Origin of the sequence: Microbulbifer sp. A4B17, assembly GCF_003076275.1 — a bacterium.
Lineage (GTDB): Bacteria > Pseudomonadota > Gammaproteobacteria > Pseudomonadales > Cellvibrionaceae > Microbulbifer.
This window is the reverse complement of sequence record NZ_CP029064.1, coordinates 1,512,288-1,531,876: the sequence shown is the minus strand read 5'-3', so window position 1 is coordinate 1,531,876 and position 19,589 is coordinate 1,512,288. Positions and strand designations below refer to the sequence as shown.

Annotated in this window: 17 protein-coding genes and 1 pseudogene; 9 read left to right on the top strand and 9 right to left on the bottom strand. The window is 40.9% G+C overall.

Annotation, left to right across the window (positions count from 1 at the left end; all coding sequences use genetic code 11):
• Positions 1–320: 320 nt before the first annotated feature.
• Positions 321–1,309: pseudogene (locus tag BTJ40_RS06780) on the bottom strand (IS3 family transposase); the annotation flags it as partial.
• 269 nt (positions 1,310–1,578) lie between these two features.
• Here BTJ40_RS06780 and BTJ40_RS06775 point away from each other — a divergent pair.
• The 9 genes from BTJ40_RS06775 (at position 1,579) to BTJ40_RS06735 (ending at position 11,644) form a co-directional block, all read left to right on the top strand.
• A complete protein-coding gene (locus BTJ40_RS06775) occupies positions 1,579–3,705 on the top strand; it encodes a hypothetical protein (protein WP_108732372.1) in 2,127 nt (708 codons plus the stop codon).
• A gap of 98 nt (positions 3,706–3,803) precedes the next feature.
• Positions 3,804–5,678, top strand: coding sequence for a hypothetical protein (locus BTJ40_RS06770; protein ID WP_108732371.1), 1,875 nt, complete (start codon positions 3,804–3,806; stop codon positions 5,676–5,678).
• A 9-nt stretch (positions 5,679–5,687) separates the two neighbouring features.
• On the top strand, positions 5,688–7,907 hold the full coding sequence (locus BTJ40_RS06765; RefSeq protein ID WP_108732370.1) for an SAM-dependent methyltransferase: 2,220 nt from the start codon (positions 5,688–5,690) through the stop codon (positions 7,905–7,907).
• A 17-nt stretch (positions 7,908–7,924) separates the two neighbouring features.
• Positions 7,925–8,569 (top strand): hypothetical protein, encoded by a 645-nt coding sequence (locus BTJ40_RS06760; RefSeq protein WP_157953934.1) that lies wholly within the window; start codon positions 7,925–7,927, stop codon positions 8,567–8,569.
• Between the two features lie 16 nt (positions 8,570–8,585).
• A complete protein-coding gene (locus BTJ40_RS06755; protein WP_108732368.1) occupies positions 8,586–9,224 on the top strand; it encodes a streptomycin biosynthesis enzyme StrG in 639 nt (212 codons plus the stop codon).
• A 1,038-nt stretch (positions 9,225–10,262) separates the two neighbouring features.
• Entirely contained in the window at positions 10,263–10,622 is a 360-nt protein-coding gene (locus BTJ40_RS06750; RefSeq protein ID WP_108732367.1) for a hypothetical protein, read from the top strand.
• Positions 10,623–10,834: 212 nt separating this feature from the next.
• Positions 10,835–10,999, top strand: coding sequence for a transposase (locus BTJ40_RS23070; RefSeq protein WP_108732366.1), 165 nt, complete (start codon positions 10,835–10,837; stop codon positions 10,997–10,999).
• 7 nt (positions 11,000–11,006) lie between these two features.
• Positions 11,007–11,168 carry a transposase gene (locus tag BTJ40_RS23065; protein ID WP_108732365.1) on the top strand — a complete coding sequence of 54 codons (162 nt, stop codon included), beginning with the start codon at positions 11,007–11,009 and terminating at the stop codon, positions 11,166–11,168.
• A gap of 197 nt (positions 11,169–11,365) precedes the next feature.
• Positions 11,366–11,644 (top strand): hypothetical protein, encoded by a 279-nt coding sequence (locus tag BTJ40_RS06735; RefSeq protein WP_108732364.1) that lies wholly within the window; start codon positions 11,366–11,368, stop codon positions 11,642–11,644.
• A gap of 862 nt (positions 11,645–12,506) precedes the next feature.
• Here BTJ40_RS06735 and BTJ40_RS06725 read toward each other — a convergent pair.
• From BTJ40_RS06725 to BTJ40_RS06690, 8 genes are all read right to left on the bottom strand, one after another.
• Entirely contained in the window at positions 12,507–12,944 is a 438-nt protein-coding gene (locus BTJ40_RS06725; protein WP_108732362.1) for a hypothetical protein, read from the bottom strand.
• A 583-nt stretch (positions 12,945–13,527) separates the two neighbouring features.
• The gene (locus tag BTJ40_RS06720; RefSeq protein ID WP_157953932.1) at positions 13,528–14,199 is read right to left on the bottom strand and encodes a response regulator transcription factor; all 672 of its coding nucleotides are present in this window, start codon (positions 14,197–14,199) and stop codon (positions 13,528–13,530) included.
• Between the two features lie 823 nt (positions 14,200–15,022).
• Positions 15,023–15,439, bottom strand: a complete 417-nt coding sequence (locus BTJ40_RS06715) for an IS3 family transposase (RefSeq protein ID WP_157953931.1) — start codon at positions 15,437–15,439, stop codon at positions 15,023–15,025.
• Between the two features lie 45 nt (positions 15,440–15,484).
• Positions 15,485–15,811 carry an IS3 family transposase gene (locus tag BTJ40_RS23060; RefSeq protein ID WP_108732359.1) on the bottom strand — a complete coding sequence of 109 codons (327 nt, stop codon included), beginning with the start codon at positions 15,809–15,811 and terminating at the stop codon, positions 15,485–15,487.
• Between the two features lie 324 nt (positions 15,812–16,135).
• Complete coding sequence (locus BTJ40_RS22220) at positions 16,136–16,486, bottom strand: hypothetical protein (RefSeq protein WP_157953929.1); 351 nt, start codon at positions 16,484–16,486, stop codon at positions 16,136–16,138.
• Between the two features lie 65 nt (positions 16,487–16,551).
• Positions 16,552–16,809 (bottom strand): hypothetical protein, encoded by a 258-nt coding sequence (locus BTJ40_RS06705; RefSeq protein WP_108732358.1) that lies wholly within the window; start codon positions 16,807–16,809, stop codon positions 16,552–16,554.
• A 57-nt stretch (positions 16,810–16,866) separates the two neighbouring features.
• Positions 16,867–17,076 (bottom strand): hypothetical protein, encoded by a 210-nt coding sequence (locus BTJ40_RS06700; RefSeq protein ID WP_108732357.1) that lies wholly within the window; start codon positions 17,074–17,076, stop codon positions 16,867–16,869.
• A gap of 441 nt (positions 17,077–17,517) precedes the next feature.
• Complete coding sequence (locus BTJ40_RS06690) at positions 17,518–19,074, bottom strand: transposase (RefSeq protein WP_108732355.1); 1,557 nt, start codon at positions 19,072–19,074, stop codon at positions 17,518–17,520.
• Between the last annotated feature and the right edge of the window lie 515 nt (positions 19,075–19,589).

Genomic DNA, 19,589 nt, shown 5'->3' with positions numbered 1-19,589 from the left:
AGAGCTAAGTTCTTTAGTTTACCACAGCGACTTGAAGCTGTTTCATAACTTATTTAGTGTAATTAACATGCAAGCAATATAGAATAAAGCTCTGTAAGAAGATAAATAGTGATCTCACTTGACCACCAAACGACAGTAATTCCCTAGCCATGCAAAAATTCGTTCAACTTTCCAACGGCGTATACCTTCTAAGCTTTCTGCCATCTTGTTTCGTAGGTTTTTTCTACCCCTTCGGTGAGGGCAAATCCAATCAATTTCAAGGTGGGCCAAGCTATAGCGTAACGGGTTAGATGATCCTACACACCAAAACGGACACATCGTTAAGCGGCTAGCTGCTCTTCAAACGCCTCAGGGCTGACATAGCCATTGGCGCCGTGAAGACGGAATCGATTGTAGTCTATCTATATAATCAAATACGGTTTCTCGCATTGAGCACCTTGTGGGAAAGCGATTCCCATAGATTGCTTCTACTTTGAGTGAGTGGAAAAACGTTTCTGCACAAGCATTATCGTAGCAATTACCTTTGGCACTCATACTGCACTGCAGATCATACGCCATAATTAAAGATTGATAATCTCTAGAGCAATACTGACTCCCTCTATCAGTATGCACGATAACATTCATAGGTTTCTTGCGTCGCCAGAGAGCCATCTGATGGGCATCACAGACTAATGTAGCCGTCATCGTTTCCGACATCGCCCAACCAATAACCAGTCGGCTATAAAGGTCATCACTACCGCTAGATATAACCAACTTTCTTCTGTCCGCAGGTAAGTGATATCACCGCCCCACTTCTGATTCAGCGCCTGAGCATTGAAGTACTGCATGAGTAGATTAGGGGCTACTGGCAGGCTGTGTTTCGAGTAGGTCGTGGCTTTGTACCTCTTGGATGCTTTAGCCTGAAACCCCTGTCGGTGCATACTGGAAGCAATTGTTTTTTGATTATATTTGTTCCCTTCATAGGCGAGCTCTTTTGTCAGGCGAGGGGCGCCGCTACGTTCTTTACTGGCTATAAGGCGCTGTCCTACCAAGCTGTCCAGTTGAATTCGATTTAGTTGGTGCATGGATTGAATGGCCGATCCTGATATCCAACCGTAAAAGCCACTACGAGATACACCCAACACCCTAGCCAACGCCTTAATGCTGAATTCTAGCCTGTGCTTTTGCATAAAGGCGAACCTCATTTCGGGCGCCTTGTAAACTACGCTGCGGCCTTTTTTAAGATCGCCAGCTCCTCTGCCTACTCCGCCAGCTGTCGCTTAAGGTGAGCATTCTCTGTGGCTAACTCTCGCTCGGCATCTCCACCCGTAAATCTGAGGGGGGGCGTCTTGTCTGTACTCCTCAGAGTATTGTTAACGAGTGGTTTTAGTTGATTTACTTGATCCTGTCATAGAGCACCTCTGCTGCGTAGTTTATCGCTTAAGAGAGTGTCCGTCGTTGGTGGGTAGGATCAGTGGTGGTTTACCTGTGTCTTAGTTACAACTAAGGAAGTACTTCCAATTGGGAATGTAATTAATTGCTAAGCCTTCTAACCTAAAGCTAGGTTTTTTTCAATCAAGTTCAGAAAAGGAGATACAAATGAAAAAACGTTCAGATAAGAAAAGACAACAGAAACATGATTTAGAGGGAGAGAGAGAAGAGAAACCACATCCAGAGAGTGGGAGAAGACAGGACACAGGTTCAGATAAGGGAAGAAAACAGGAATCTAATTTAGAAAGAGGGACACAACTAAAATCAGATTTAGAGAAGCGGAAACAACAGGAAACAGATTCTGATAAGAGTGGTAAAAAGAAATCTGCTTTAGAGATAGGGGCACAACTGAAATCATATTTAGCGAGGCGGAAACAACAGAAAACAGATTCAGAGAATGGAACACAATTGGAAACAGGTTTAGAAAAAGGTACACAAATGAAACTTCAAGACTCTAATGGCTCATCTAATCTTTGCAAAATAACCAACCAATCTGGTCAGGATGTAGTCGTAATAACCCCAACCACATCAGACCCAACCTCAGCATCAGATGCCACTAAAGTTTATAATCAAAATTTAGAAATTCTAGCACTAAAGGAAGGTGGCAATGTTACAAACAACGGCAAATCTGGCACCGTCACTCTTGACCAAACCTACACAGATCCCAAAACAAATAAACCAACACAATCGTTACTTTATAACTTACTGATTAGTAATTCAACCTGGTATTACCCCGTCGCTAATTTGTCAGTAATGCAGGATTTCACAACAGAGACTTACCCGGATCAAATTGTTACAAACGCTGATGCTAAATCCTTGCAAGACGCCGCTAGTTTCATACAGACAACTCAAGCCTACCCTACGTCCAAACTAACCAAAGATTATCAAGCCGCCCTTTCCAGCACCCAAAGCACTGCACAAACTGCAGCTGACGGAAGTAGCGGATCAGCTCAAAATGTTTCGAACTCAATAACTGAGAGCGTTAACAATTTTTTTGAAAGTACTGACAGCTACAAGGATGTTACTCTAGCTGCTGTAACTGCCATGCAGAGCTATTATGACAAATTTCCCTTCGCTTGGGCGAAATATAGCAAAACTGCGGTGACATATTATTTGTATGGCAATGACGGAAGCACAACAACCTTCCAAGGAACTTTAGTCCTTACTCCACCTAGCACTATTGATCTCACAAAAGCGAATGGCGGCTACACCATTAAGTTTAATCCTGCCAAAAAACCAAGTGACACCACCACCGTAGATGTAGACGCATCAAAGGCAGTTTCTCTTACTTATGCCGATGGATTATTTACAGACAGCACCGGTTCCGATATAAGCCAAATCGCCGTCAAAGGCATGTTCATGCTTAAACGCACTTTTACTCAGGTGGAAACTGACACGTCGATCCTACCTGTTATCACGGGTTCAGTGTATGGCTTAACTGTTACTGGTTTTGACTCACCCCAGCTGAGCGACGATAAAAATTCGGATTTTTGGAGCGCATTATTTCATCCTAAAACCTCCGCCCAAGTATTTTCATCTGTTATGGAAATTGGTGGTGCAATAATGATGCTGCAGTTTTTTGCCTCATCCCTTTTTGGAATGTTTAAATGGGCAAAAGGAAAAATAAGTACGGCTAAAGATGTTGATGAATCTGCAACTAAATCTGAATTCGACGATAATATGAAGGAAACTGAAGACACACTCAATGAATCAATATCTGACAACATTAAAGAAATGTCTGACGGCAAAATAAAAGAGCCAGGATCACCCGAGGAGGCCTTAGATACAATTGATGAGCAAACCACTTCAATAAATGACAACCAGAATGCAGCTAATATTCAAGAAGGGCTAGATAATCAAGAGGATACTCTTGAAACTCTCGGAGAATACGAATCGTCTATGACAGAGGAACAAATTGAAGGCTTGGAGTCTACTGCCAAAAAACTGAAAGAAACTACTAACGAATTAAACGACGCTATTGAGGGCCAAACTGATCTTGGCAATGTAGTCGATACAGCGAAGCAAAGCATGGATGACATCAGCACCCAAACTACCGACCTTGCGACGAATCTTAGTGATCAAATAACAGAAGAACAACAACAGGCAATTAAAGAAAACCAGACTGCTACTGAACAGGTTAGTGAAGAGGTTGATAAAATGAATGAGGCCCAAGAAGAAACCACAACCAATGATAACCCCGAAGGCGAAGATCCGATTGAACCTGAAGGTTTGTAACTTTTTAGGCACTCACAACTTAGTGGGTGCCCTATAAAACAATTCAGTCCAGTGCTTATCGGATTTATAACCAATCATTACTTTCTAAAGGGGCAATCATGTCAACCGGAAATAACGTAAATATTGATAATCAATACGGTCAAGCACTGGATATTTACACTTTCACAGTTCCCTCTGGGGCTTCGACCAGCAATCCGGATAGTATGTATCCGGTTTATACAAAGGTCGGATCTGTTGCTGCTAACACTAAAAGTGTGTACACGACTCCTGCTGATACACCGCTACAAAATCTTTCATTCTCACTCCATTCAACAGGCCAACCGATCGCACAAACTGTCACAAATATTGAAGGCGATACCAATGTAACCATAACAAGTGACACCCAAAACGCATCAACTCAAGCCTTTGAATTTTACAAACAATATAAAGGTAGTCCTTATGGGCCCAATGCTCTGGCAATCAATAACATTTTGTTGAATCAAACTGATTTAACAAAACAAGAAAGCGACCTAAATAAATGGTTTAGTGATAATAACTATAGCTTTGACTACGGCTTATATGCCGCCGTTCAATATTGGGCTGAAAACGATGCCCGCGCCTGGGTAGGCACATATTACTGTTACAGCCCTGCCAACCCACAGCCCGCAATCCCCTTGGTGCTTCCCAAAGACCTCACAGCAGAAATTACTTTTAACGATGATGGCAGTGTTCAGTTTTCACCAGTAACAGGAGTGGATGGAAATGGCAACCCAATTCTTGGCAAATCCATCAGTGTAACCTGGGAAAAAGCTACTTTACTCAGTAATGGTGGTTCTGAATCTAGCGGCGTCGATATGACTGGCGTTATGCAAGACATGATCATGCATAGTGGTGATGAAGGAAAATATGAGCTTTTCTTCACAGGAAAATATAATGGCAACGATATTATCGCGCAGCCCTACAAGGTACCAAAGCTTGCTTGGTGGATGGGCGTCTATGATCTAGCCTATCTTGCCTATACCGGTGTCAACATTATTATGATTTGCCACACCGTCATCTCCCTAGCTCAATCCTTACCAAGCTTATTTAGCGCACTGCAAACCGCAGGCAAAAACGTTGTGGAAGGTATCCAAACTGGGCTCAGCAAAATTGCTAGCAAAATCTCTAGCAATTTTACATCTGCTGCCGAGGAAAATGGAGACCTTGTTAATACTGATATCGACACCGACGTTGATACCGATGTAGATACTGACGTGGACACTGATGTAGATACCGATGTCGACACCGACGTTGATGTTGACGTCGACATTGACGTTGATATTGATGCGGGAGTGGTTGTTGATGTAGATATAGATATAGATGTCGACATTGACTCCGTAGTGGATACAGTAACCGATAACGTGGTTGATAATGTTACTGATGTTGATACCGACATCGACACCGACATAGATGTAGATTCGTCAACATTAAAAGGACTTGTTAAACGAATTGGCAGCGCGCTATGGGATAATAAGGGCACCATAATGAAGGCTGTTCTTAAGAATGCAGCTGTTATGGGCGGCATGCTTGGCGCGCAAAAATTACTTGCACTTTGGGGTAAAAAAGCAGGAGAAAGCTACTCCGACGCACAGCCTTCGACAGCTGCACCTCTGGGGTTATTGCAAGACTATATGATCAATCCAGCTAATGATGTAGAAACTCGGTGGACCACATTTTCTTACTACGTACAGCAAGGTGCGACAACGTCAGAACAAAACATGGTGGTTTCTGGATTACTCAGTGCTAAGAATAAAGATGCCGATAATGCGTTCGCTGCTTGGAAATGGAGCACAAAGGATGAGGATGACGCCGTAGATGCCATGGTAAAATCTTCTTCATCAGGCGATCAATTTAAAGCCTATACCACTCTCGCTACATACACCTATGATAAAAAAACATTACCGATCAAAGTAGGTGCTAGTGTAGCGCTTAAATACATTGCCAAGATCATGTAGGGGGCAGTCATGAATGATAATAGTAAACCAAGCTATCCAAGTTTTGATCAGCATCGTGAATCTTGGGAAGAACTCGCCAGCGGCATCGCTTCAATTAAAGATGAAATTAAATATGTTGAACCAGGCACTATTCCAGAGAACTCTAAAGAGGGTGAGTTAATCATTCTCGGCTCGGGAATAGAAACAATCGGTATCTCGCTAGGCGATAAGAAAATACTTGAAGAGGCAGATAAAGTTCTCTTTTGCGTGGCAGATCCAGTCACAATTGTGTGGTTAAAAAAATTACGCCCGGATGCCCTTGATCTTTACGTTCTCTATGGCGAAAACAAGGTTCGCTATACCACGTATATGCAAATGACTGAGGCTCAGCTGTACTGGGTTCGGCAGGGTTTAAAAGTAGCCGTTTTATTTTATGGTCACCCCGGAATTTTTGTCCTCTCTACCCACAGAGCAATAGAAATCGCGCGCAGAGAGGGCTACAAGGCGAGAATGAAAGCGGGCGTTTCTGCCCTAGATACACTCTGTGCTGACTTAGGTGTTGACCCATCGCACCCAGGCTTACAAACGTACGAGGCCACTGATTGCATCATCCGACGCCGCAATATCGATCCTAGTCTCCATGTTGTTTTATGGCAAGTTGGCCTCATTGGTGAGTTGGGATACCGACGACAAGGTTATTTAAATAATAATTTTTCCTACTTTGTAAGTTGGCTTGAAGGCATTTACGACCCCGACTTTGAAATCATTCATTATGTTGGCTCCCGATATCCCACTATAGAGCCCTTGAAAGAAAAGCTATCTTTACATCAATTGCATGACCCAGAAGTGCAAACCAATATTTCTGGTTTATCTACTTTTTATATCCCCCCTCGTGATGTTATCCCCACACACTATCAAACGGCATTAGATCTTGGTGTCATTAGTGAAGGCCAGTCGCTTGTTACACCTGGTTCTCCTTTGCGCGAGATTGGCTTATATGGTGCCAAGGAAATGAAAGCATTTGAGGCATTTGAGAAATTTAAAATCCCCCACTCTTATAAGTGGCAGCGGGAAACTGAAGCTAGCAAATTTCTTATCAGTGTGTACTTTGATACTGAGCTACAAGACCTTTATCGCAAATCCCCTGTAGAAGCAGTTAGTGCTGAGGCATTTAACAAACTTTCTGACCGAGAACGTTCACTTCTTGTATCTCGAGATTCAGGTGCAGTACAAATTGCTTGTAAAGGTGTTTTCCACCGCTGTAATGACACGGAGACTACTCTCTATAATCTGCTGACAAAAAAATCATCTGCAACTAAAGCACTCAAAAGTATATCCCGATTAAATAAGCCTCAAGCAAGGAAAGCTTTTAGTGAATGGCTTGAAAGTGAGGGGTTGAGTATTGATTGGTCCCGGCTACATAGCTCTATAGATTATATTCACCGAAATAATCTCTATCCATTTACCGGTGTATATATGGAACCAGGTCAGAAATTTCTAGTAACACTTATTGGAAATCAATACGACCGCAATAAAAGTGTACTCTACATCAACGATATTAGGATTAAGAAATTTAAATTCTTTAATGGCACTATTAAATGGAAAAGTTCCAAGACCGTCCCTTTTAATGGTTTCCTCCGACCTGATATAGAGCTGCATGGGCAACGCCGAATAATCGGAAAGATTTGGGATAAAAATGATGATACACCAACAACACCCAATTTTGTAGCCGACGAAGTTGATCCTGATCGGTTCAATGTTGCCGCTAGCACCTTGGAGCCTAGAAATACAGATACCCTACCCAAGGGTAATTATTCGATGAGAACGTCTGGCCGCTTTTCAAAAATTGTTAACGACCTTGTCATTTCAGAGCGGGGGCTAACTATAAATCAAATAAACATTAGAGATTTTTCCTTTGAAAAAGGTGTCATAAATTGGAGTGATGGTATGCCCGCCTACCATCAAGGTAGCATTATGTTTCTTAGAGATCCAATTATTAACTCAATTGAGTTCTTTGGCACATATACATCAAGCGAAGAGCCCGGGCAATTTCAATGTTATGGCTCATCCATTTCAGATAATCCATCATCATACACTGGTCCCTTTACAATCGCTACATGGGCTCGACCTTATCTAGCCTCTATCGCCCAAGAAAATTCAAAGAAAGGTGGATTAATGCTCTGGCATAAATGGGAAAAACATAATTTCACCAGCAAAGTAGTGAATAAATATGTAGCTAACTTGATTTAAGCATGAAGGAAGCCACAATGAATGTAAGTCACAACTCAAACCACACACAAACCATCTATAGACTTAGGTCGCTATGTCAACTTCATCAAGATGCGATGCATGAGGTAAATAATTTACCAAAATCAGCAAGTGCAGACAACTATAACCCTACCGAAAAATTTATTGGCGACCACCTTAATCACATATCGATGTGGCCCGAGAGCAAATCGTTAGATTCATCAACTATGGCCTTTCATGTTGATATCTTATTGGGTAAATTGAATAGCACGTTTAATATCAATTTTGACTCAGGAATAATCCAAAATAGAGATGGTAATCCAAGCATAAAAGACAGTAGGATATATAATAAAGAATCTGACAGTTTATTATCCATCGTGACTTTTGATTACTCCAACGTCACCTTTAGCCATAAACACAAATTGCCTGCAAGCATAGCTTATAAAAGAATTGAACTTGTAGATGAGTCCGGCACTTATCGCCCTAATACGGGCTATGGGCTTTTATCTTCCCTAACAAAGCACCCATTAAAATTAATAACATCTTTCACACTGTTTACTACTCAATCTTTCCGGACATCAATCACGACGCAGACAGATACGCAAGGGAGGGTGGATAATTTTACAGCAGGCATTCTCAATATGAAATCAACAGTAAAATATTAAGCCCTCCACAACGTCCATGATTATTGTTCGTTACGATGTCAACCAGTACCCCTTCCAGCGAGTACTGTCTTCGTCTGTTTTTAAAGTGCCTAATCTACACAAACTCCATGAAGTCTGGAAAAAACAATCAGGTAAACAGGTTTTAACCTACAAAGATAATATAGTGTTGCGCGAACTCATGCAACGCCTACCAGATAACTCGCTCTTTTATCAGATCTACCATACCTGGGTTGCCAATGTGATTGCTCCCCATTTTAATCGTAAAATCAGTTACTCCGCCCACCCTAAAATGCGTGTTCATTTATCCGGCACTGGCTGTGTTAGCGGCTTTCATAGAGATGTGGATATCACAAAACAGTACGATCAAATAAATTGCTACCTACCTTTTACCAATGTTTTTGAGGGATGCACAGTTTGGTGTGAAACAGACTATGGCACTGACCAATACAAACCTCTCAATCTGAGATACGGTGAAGCCTTACTCTGGGACGGAGGAATGCTTAAGCATGGTAGCAAAGAAAATGATACGGGCCACACACGCATTAGCTGTGACTTCCGCTTTTCACCCAAAAAACCCGATCTAGTAGCAAGCCCTTGGTCAGATATCTTGTCATCGCGACCAAAACTTCAATGCACAAATAACCAAATAAAATAAAAATGAGACCAACATGCCAGAAACTTCTTGGTTTCGGATAATAAGTGCAATTGGTAAAGGGGAGCTCAGCTGGTAGAGTCGACTCCTCTCCCGACAAAGAGAGAGACACTGATGAGTTACTACCAACTGAGAGAGAAAGAACTTTACCAGATTTACAGCCTGAGAAAAGCCGGACACTCTCAGAAATAAATTGCAGAATTGCTGGATAGGCACTCTTCAACGATCAGCCGAGAGCTAAGTGTAATACAGGCCGCAAGGATATCGTCCAAGACAAGCACATAGGCTTGCAGAACTCAGGCGCCAGCAAGCATAAAAGATACAGAAAGAAACTAGTGGCATGTGGCAACAAATAGTCACTCTAACTCAGAAAGAATCAGCTGGATTTGGTCTAAACTAATCCAAATAAAGTAACAGAAGAGCAGGCTTAATTTGTAATGGATCACCTAAACAGTAGACCAAGAGCGAGTCGAGGTGGAAGGTTACCAAATAATTTATTTATGGGGCTGCAAGATTATCTGCCTGCAGCATAAGGGAGTTACAGTTATTATTTAAGACCAAGTTTTCTGTATGATGCATAATTTGTACACTACCACAATTATTCTCTTATACTTAACCCTAAATGATCATTTCAAATTACTACAGATATCGATTGACTTAAGGAGCCTCTGAATAATTCCGTGATGCCTCAGGCTCTCAGAGCGGTTAGCAATCCAGGCGCGATTTTGCAGGAATTTCTAGACCTTTCAAGAGGTCGCAATACAGAGTATTAATTGCTCTGAAAGCCCCGTAGGGTGGGCCTTGAAGGCTACAGCTGCGGCGTTGCAGCACTTGCAAAGGGCTATGGCCATTCACTGCGAGCTACGCCTAACATCTGCAGCCTTCAAGGTCCGCAGAGATATTGCGGAATTACTCAGAGGCTCCTTAATATGATTTATGAATGATATTTCTACATTAGGGGGGGGTTATGATTCATGAACATAAAAGATTCAGCTCACATACTTCATTAGATCAGATTAAATCTGCTAGAGGGGCTCAGATTTGGGGTCAGATTTCACCAAAAGAATAAAAAAAGTTTTTAGACGCTGGATTGCAGCCTCCTCTCAGGGAAATTGGATATCCGGAATCATTTATCAGAATCCGACAAAAATAATAGGATCTATAAACACAAAAATAGGAGAGCTACTTCCTGGCATTATTGATGTTAAAGTTTCTAAATTAGACTATTCATTTGATCTGCCAAATCTGGTTAAAATTCTTTCACCTGAAAAATACACCAACAAAATTGGATATTATTTAAACTGCTCATCAATAATAAGTATCATCGCTAAAAATAATTTAAATGCAGATCAACAGTGTATTACTTTTAGGACATTCTGGAATGGATTTGTTAAAAGTTAAAGGCTAACCACAAGTGGTAGTTAATCTTCACGCTATCATATAGAAATTTTTTATTAATTCAATCTATGATCATAAAGATTTGATAGCCAGTTTCTGGTCGTGTGACTTGACGGACTCTACTGTTCCGGAGCAGCAGAATGAAAATATGGCCTCCATGAACCGGCAAGTTCTATCAAGGAGTCCATATACTAGATTAGCAGTGCCAAGCTTACGTGAAGTATTATTGCAGGTATCACGTGGTCTTTGTATATAGGTATCAAAAGAAAGCATTATTTGGAACATTGAGACGGGAGCTCAGAGAGATATTTAGAGACTTATGCCGTCAAATGGGTATTGAGTTCGACGAGGGGTCCGTATTTAGGGATTACATTTCATAGGTTGTTAATGATTCCTCCGGCATCCAGTGCTTCCAATACGGTTGAGTTCTTGAAAGGGAAATCTGCGATCCAGATATTTCAGAAGCACAAGCATGTACAGAAATATTTTACAGGAAAACACTCTTGGGTCCGGGGATGCTGTGTTAGTACATTGGGGCTCGATAAGTAGATCGATCCGAGAGCAAATCAAAAATCAAGAGTCTGAAGAACGCCGTCAAGAACAGATGCAGCAGGCGGGATTGTGACTAGCCCTTTATGGACTTTCACGATACCACCCGCTATGCAAGTGGCTACTGATTGTAATGAAAGTAGTAATTTTTTAACTTTAAGTAAAAATCGACTATTCTTTGAAAATCTGGAGCATTTATGAATATTTCTAAAGAAGAAGGTAAAGAAAAAGATGTAACGGCGATCAAAAAAGAGAAAGTAGATTTGGATTCTGGTTTTTTGGGGAAAATATTTGGAGATAAAGCTCATTCACCCAGCAACATTTCCGGACTTGTTGTTTTATTACTTTTATGTCTAAATATTTATGGAATTGTTTTTAAAATAGAGGGGGTTGAACCCTTAGAATTATGGCAGGCTACAACGCCCCTTATAACTTTAATTCTTGGCTTTTTGTTCGGAAAAAAGGAAATTACGTAAAAATTAATGTTTTAAGCAACAATACTTCGGACAGTTTCATGCAGCTATAGCCCCGTAGTCACTATACCGTTCGTAAATACAGGCAATTTTTCCACGCCTTAGGTGTAATAATTCAGACTTGATCTGACAGTTACCTATTTTTCGGAAGCTGCTCTATCAGGTCAAGTCTGAACTAATACATCTTAGATCCAGATCTAACTCATAGAAAAGTCTGTCCATGAGATATTGGTTGAACTTACGGCGCTTCCAGCTGGTAATTGAAATAACCATCGCTTCATTTTTTCTTTGCTCTTCTATCCTCAATTTTCAGTAAATTTAGAGCTGTCAGTGATGCATTTACTTGTAGATTGATCGCCTCTTTTCAGATTGACCGGTAGTGCGTTAGACAAGTGTGCCGTTTGGCTTCTCTGAATAAAAATTCTATTTAGAACCTTGATTTTTAATAGGCGATCAGTGTCATCGCATCATGCTCTGTATCTGTCGAATTCAGCAGTACTTGACCCTTTTTTTCGCCGTTAGTAGACCTCAGTATCACAACGTGAATAACTCTTTTCAAAAATCTGGCATAGACAACCTTTGTATATACTTCAGTCGTATCATTCAAAATACCAACATACTCAAAACAATTCACGCCGGCAACAAAGTCAACTTTTCCATCATATTTTCTTGACCGTCCAGCGCCTCTGTAAACGCCTTCATATAGCCATAGCAAGTTTGACTTACCAATGATGTGTAGCCCCGTTGGAATAATGGTCGAAACAAATTTCGCCTTGGTATAGTAGGTATGTGCAGCAAGATATTTAATAACGAAATCAAAGAGCGTTAGTGCAAGTTTGATAGCATGGTTAGCATATAACTCTATTCAGGATCGGCCTTCTTCATCTGTTGTCTGCTGAGCATCCAAGGTATAGGCAGTATTCGACTTCAGGTCAGTGATGCTGATCATAGAGATTTCAAGACCACGTTGTGAAGCTCCGGAACTACCAATGTAATACCAGCCCCATTCCTCCATCTTTTTTGCTAATTTATTGATGAAACTGGCATCTATTGCCGCCACACATTCATGATCGCTAGAGAACATCTGCATAAACAGTTCTGTAATGAACTTAGCGAAGTCAAAATTTCGATAAGACCATCGGTGATAGCGCTTCTCACTCGCTAACCAGTACTGTTCCATGTTCAAAAATCTCAGATTCCCTTGAAAAACCATCAATACAGAAAATAGTGTGAGCAAGATATTTCTTTGTGGTTTTTTGATATTGGACATTCGAACGAAAATAGCTTTTACTACGTCTTCCATGGGTAGATGCTGCGCCAATTAAATTTGAGAACCTTATTTTCTCAATATCTGCCCATAGTTCTTACCCATTTCCCCCCTTAAAACTGTCCGAAGTATTGTAGTAAGATATAATATACTTGAAATTTAAACATAATCTGTACATCTTGGTTCCGAATAATAAGTGCAATTGGTAAGGAAGGGCTCAGCTCGTAGAGTCAGCATTTATCCCGACTAAGAGAAAGATACTGGTGAGCTACTACCAACTGAGTGAGAACGAACGATACCCGAGTTATAGCCCGAGTAAAGCCAGACACTCCCAGAAAGAAATTCCACTAATAATTGGAAACCAGGGTTGCTAATTGAATGTTTGGGGTGTATTATGAGCAATTCTAATTGTCAGAAATCTTTCCGGTGTTGGTGATATACGTAGCGAGAAATAAACAAGTCAAGAGGTGGGCACTGACAAATCCAATCTACGGTTAAATAGGTAACGAAATTGGATCAAATAGGCTATATATTAGTTTAAACTAACCCATATAAAACTATTCTAAAGTTGGTAGGTTGTAAATTTTTATGATTACAAGCTCTATTTAGAGTTTTCTGATTACGACAACCATCCTTCTGCTGCCGCCGCCTTTAGGCATTCTACTCGAGTGCGCACGTTCAGTGACCTATAAATAGTACGCAAATGTACTTTAATTGTATTTTCAGTACAGTTGAGATAAGCTGCTATCTGCTTATTGGAAAGGCCCTTCGCAAGTAGTGTTAACACTTGCAGCTGGCGAGGTGTTGGTGGTAAACGATGCTTAACGTGCTCCTGGTACCAGGGGCGTGCAAACCAAGTCTGGCCTGCAGCAATAGCCCGGCAACCACAAATAAAGCTCTCTATGTCATCCTCCTTATTCAAAATTCCATCAATACCACAACGCAGGAAAATATCGGCACGAGAAGTTAGTACAGGATCTGCAAGAATCGCAACAGGTACCCGATTTTTAATTTGTGAAATTTTATCCAAAAGATCTACTGAGGACCGAATGAACAGCTCATCTAGCAGTATTAGATTCCAGAGATTCGGATTGCCTATAGCTGTCACTACCAATCGAGAATTATTCTCAGTGATAACTCTTGTAGAATGATCATATTCTTGACAAAAGGAGACTAAAGCATTAGCAAATAGTCGTTGATGACCCGCAAACATTAAATTTAACGTGTTATTCGCGGATTCTTTTGAAGAATCTGCCCCGACCAATACATTGTTTATGGCTTTGTATGTCACTTTAATTACTTTAAAATATATAGAAAAAAATAGTGATAACACCTAAATAGTAGCTATAAGGAATAGCTATTCTATCTAGTTAGTTACTCGTAAAAAAATTCAATTTATTTGCAATTCCACTACTGCGTTAATTTCTTAAAAACTATTAGTGTTCGAAAACATTTTGCATTGTTATGGATATGAACCTGCATGAAACTGTTTATCTTCAGTTTCAATCCTTTCATATATATGAAAGCTCCCTGGTCACCTAAACGTACTTCCAAAATCTGTTACACTCACAACTGCCTCTTGAATAAATTTTCATTTTTAATGTGTAGATCTACCTTGCGCATAAGCTATAACAATTAATGATATATCGCATAAAACTGGATATTTGATGTCATTCAATAGGATCCTCGCTCTTTCATTCGTAGTTATATTTACTTGCAGCATCCCTCCATGCAATTTATCGCTATCGCGCTACCTAATTTAAGTAGGGCTAGAAACCAGCTTACTTGGCTATAAATTTTTTTACTTTTTGTTGTGACCTGCTTTAGGTATAGATGGGAAGATATACGATATCTATACTAAATTCTTAGTACTAAATTTTAAGTACTAAATTTTGAGTACTACCTTCGTAGTATTCATGGAAAAGTCATCGGTTGCTCACCATTAAATCAGCCGACTACAAAGAAAAATTATTATGATTAGAGAAAAGTTGGGTGATGAGATTTTTCTTTCAGTGCTGTATTAGAAAATATATCTAATGAAAGGCATTTTAAGGCTTAGAGGCTGATATTTATTTTGCGCACTCCGCTGTGGTCAACTCCAACCGGACACTTCTTTAAGCACATTTCTCAAATTCGATAGGGGCTACGTCCCCCAGTGTTGTATGTATTCTGCGTGAGTTGTAATAAGCAATGTAGGCTCTCACATCTGCTATCGCATCCTCCCTTTTCGGATAGAAATTTCCCGTTAACCATTTCCGCTTCAGGCTGCTAAAGAAACGTTCAGTCGGTGCATTGTCCCAACAATTTCCATTACAGCTCATTGAACACACCATTCCATATTGCTTCAACAGCGCTTGGTAGGTATGACTGGCATACTGACTGCCTCGATCAGAATGGTGCAGGAGGCCTTTTGGGGACGTACGCAAATTGACGGCCATCATCAGCGCACGACTTGCCAAAGCCGTTTCCATCTGCTTGTCTAGATGCCAACCAACAATTCGGCGTGAATAGAGATCAATCACTACTGCCAAGTACAACCACCCCTACAAAGTCTGGATGTACGTAATATCAGTAGCTCAAACTTGATTTTTAGTACTCCGTAAAAAATCCCTATTCAAAAGGTTCTCAGCGACCGGCAGGTGATGTTTACTGTTTGTTGTCAGTGTAAATCGCTTCTTGCGCTTTACTGCCAAGCCTAGCTTTTTCATGAGCTTACGGACTCGATAGCGCCCAATTTCAAAGCCTTCTTTGCGTAACAGTTTCATTAACCGACGACTTCCGAGACTTTGTCGAGATTCTACAAGTAAAGCATTCAAACGATAGCATAGTTTCCATGTCTGGCTATCTATTAGCCTATCACTAGGGCGACACCACTCGTAATAGCTGTTCTTATTTACCTGCATTACCCGGCAGGGTACCCTAACTGGAAAGCTGCCTTAGAAATTAAATACCCTTGCTCGGAGACTAGGGCTACTGCGTCTTTCTTGAACTCCGGCTTGAAATGCCGACGTGTACCTTTTGTTGTCATACTTCACCTCCCTTGGTAGTTTTACCATCTTAGCGAAGTGTCCGGAAGGATTAGACCACTACAAATAATACTCTGCTATTTCCAAAGAGCTCATCATCTCTTATTCCTATCGATCATATACAATTGAGTTGTAGCATAGGACTGCTCGGAAAACATAACATCGGAACGGAGATCCTGCAAACTGAGTTGGTTAAGCATTTTAACCTCGAATTTTGTAGCTATAGACAGAGCCGCGGATTCTTTTGTAGCAGGGATCAGAGCCATCAGACTCTACAGCAGCGACTCCTTTTGCAGGCATATACAAACCGTACTCTGAAACAAAGAAACCACCATATTTGATATAAGCACCGCTTTGATTACAATAGGAATATCTTTTTCCAATTGGCTCGACATATTCTACTTCTCTAGAGAAATCCCCCCCTTTCTCCGCACACTTTGATAATAGATGTTCCAGAGACTCAGTCGCTGCTTCTACATTTAACCTGTTTTCATCTATGCTCGACGAACAAGAGCATAGAATTAAAACTATAAGTAAAAATAAATTTTTCATTGTAATTACTTTGTATGCCTAACAAAACACGCTGGGACAACAATTGCTGCGGTTTGTTACATGTTCTATTCCAGCCTGTAAATGCCATCATGGTACCCAAATAAGGTTTTCTTAATTGATGGTATTTTGAGTTCTAAGCCTCCACCAGGCTGATGCCCTTCTTCAATAGCTTCAGACACCATATTTTTGAACTCCCCCTTTTTAAGAGAGTCTTTCTTACGAATTTCGCCTTTATTGTGAGGACGCACTCTTTCAAACGCCAACTGTTCCGATTCGATGGAATCGATTAGATTAAAAATTTCTTTTTTGGTCAGTCTATTCATTCTAGATACACATAACGTTAAAAGCACCTGTGGCAAAACTAGAACGTAGTTACTAGTTTAATGTCGGACGTCTTTATTTGTTAGCACTTTTCTGTGCATCAAAGTTTCCTTCCACTCTCCAGAAAGCTCAAACTCAATGATGCCTTGATCTTCGAGCTCCTCCAGCTCTTCTATGAAAGCCTTATAATCTATTTGTGGAGTGACATTTAATGCGTAAAGGTCATCATTCCATCTATCTGAACCAATGCCTCCGCCCTTGAACTTCAAGAGTCTCTCGGAGTTTTATCCGTGCTCATCCCATCAACAAAGAACACTCTGATTGTATGATGAGTGATTTTCGTAACGACTTCAGATACCTGAATAATTCAGCCTTCGTCTTCTTGAGCTCTGACAATATCTAAAAAACTAACACCGTACGGGAATACGGAAATATTTCTAATCTCGTATAGATCAAGTCCAACGACATCTCCCCATACAGATTGGCCTGCATAACCTGATGGATGATCAAAAAAATGAACTTTACCTTTTTACTTAACTTTTCTTCCATACATTCCTTGATGCTAACGAGACTGTAGAAAAACAGTTTTAGAAAGATCTGCCACTTCCCAGACTCCTCCAATTAAAATTTCGGGCTAAATTTAGCTCTACCACCAAATTTCTTTCATTGTATTAAGTTTAAGTGTCTTGATGACCTTAATTTATACTCAATCAGTGGATACTGCCATATCTCATCAGCTTTTCAATGTTATGTACCAAGCAAAACATCTGCCATTGTCCCTGAACCTTACTTTTTCCTCGTAGCGAAAAGCGATTTAATCGCTTGTTGGTACCAATGTTCCCAAATACCGGTTCGACAACAGACATTCGATGTCCATAAATGGTCTTGCCCTCGATACTATCAACCCGCTTTTTTATCCAGTCGATGGCTGTCCGTCCGTTTGTCCAAGTAAGGGATACTTGCCTTCCGTGTCCTTTTCGAGAGTCGGCAGAATCTGGGTTTCGCATACACTGACTTTTAAGGCTGCATGCCCTGCAGTCGGTGAGGCGTCCTTCGAACAGTAGTTTTTTCTTACCTTCACTGACATGCTCTTCTTTTAACAAGAGCATGGCTTTTCCTGCAGGGCAGATACAGGTTTTCTTTTTCTTGTTGAATGTAAATTCACTAGCTGGGATATTCTTCTGGACATTAGCCCTACCTTTTTGATTGCGCTTGCCATACTTGGTTTTTTGCTTTGTAAAAGCTTTATCACGTGAACGGAATTTATTGTCAGGTATATAGGCATTGATGCCGTTCTCTCGCAGGTAGTTGTAGTTAGCGTCGTTGGAGAATCCAGTATCAGCAGTAATGATGACCTGTTTGGCCAAGATGTCTTCATCTATTCCTATATTCTGATAATGGCAACTGATGCCATCAAGAATAGGTTTCAATGTATGATGCTCCTGGCCCTCTCCAAAGGCCTGGGCCTCAACAACTATCTGATGCTTCCTATCAACTGCGGCAACACCGTTATAGCCCTGAATGGTTCCCTTGCTGGTAGTCATCTTAGCTGATTCATTGTCCGTGATATTACTTTTCACTTCTTTAGGTTTTTTACCTTGCCCCATCCTGGGGGAGTGATTCTTTAAGAACTGATCAATTTTATCAAAGTGTTTCTGCAGCGTATCCGCCGCTTTAGCTACCGCTTGCTTTCGCTCTTTTTCTTTAGGTTTCCTGCCATCCAGCCTCTTGTGCTCTTTGAGGCAATCTTTGATCTTCTTGCGAATTTTTTCCTGCTTCTGTTCTAGCTCTCTAAAAGTCCCCGAATGTTCTTTGCTGGCATTGGATGGCATCTTGCATCCATCTATTGCGAAAAGTTCGTTGCCAAGCAGCCCCTGCTGATCGCAGACCAGTAACACTTGCTCAAACACCGACTCAATCGCATCAGGATAACTGCTTACGAAACTTGCAATACTAGTAAAATGCGGAACGGTATCGCATGACAGTGCTTTGAAGAGGATATTGTTCTCACATTGCCATTGAATTTCACGGCTTGAGGTAATGCCTTTTGAGTAAGCAAACAATATGATTTTCAGGAGGATAGCTGGATCATAAGCGGTTCGCCCGCCGCTATCATTTTGATATTTTTTATGGAAGACAGAGAGGTCGATATGGTCATCAATCAAATGATGAAGTGTAAACTCAAAGGTTTCAGGTTGTAGTTGTTCTTCGAAATTGATGACGACCATTGCATCTTGGTTGTAATCGTAACGTTTGAAATTGGGCATATGGATAATCTCGACATCAAGACCTCCATTTTAACAAAAAAGCTACTTTTTAAGAGTTTTTCTACAGCCTGAACGACCACAGCAGGGACGGCCGAAGCGTAGCTTAGGCTGTCCCGCAGAGGCCCCATAAGGGGCCGGCGCAAACTGCCTGTGATTGTTAGACTGAATATTGCACTCATGACCTAAGCCTACAAATAGCTATCTTTGAAAGGTATACAACTAAACATATCGTCCAAAAAATAGCTAGTACAGGAAATGCAAACCTAAGTTGGCTAGAGCATGCAGAAGGCTCGCTGACGAATTCACTTATCAATAATATTGGGAAAGGTACAAAAGCTGCTGCTCCACACGCAAATACTGTCGGTGCAAAGAAAAAGGTAATTAGACAGGTTCTTAGTGGAATTTTGACTGCGCTTTTGAAGTACTCTAACTTTCTCCAGCCCCACCTTACAGTGATGAAAGACACAAAGAAATACACAGCTAGAACTGCCAGATATATGACCAGGTAAGAAATT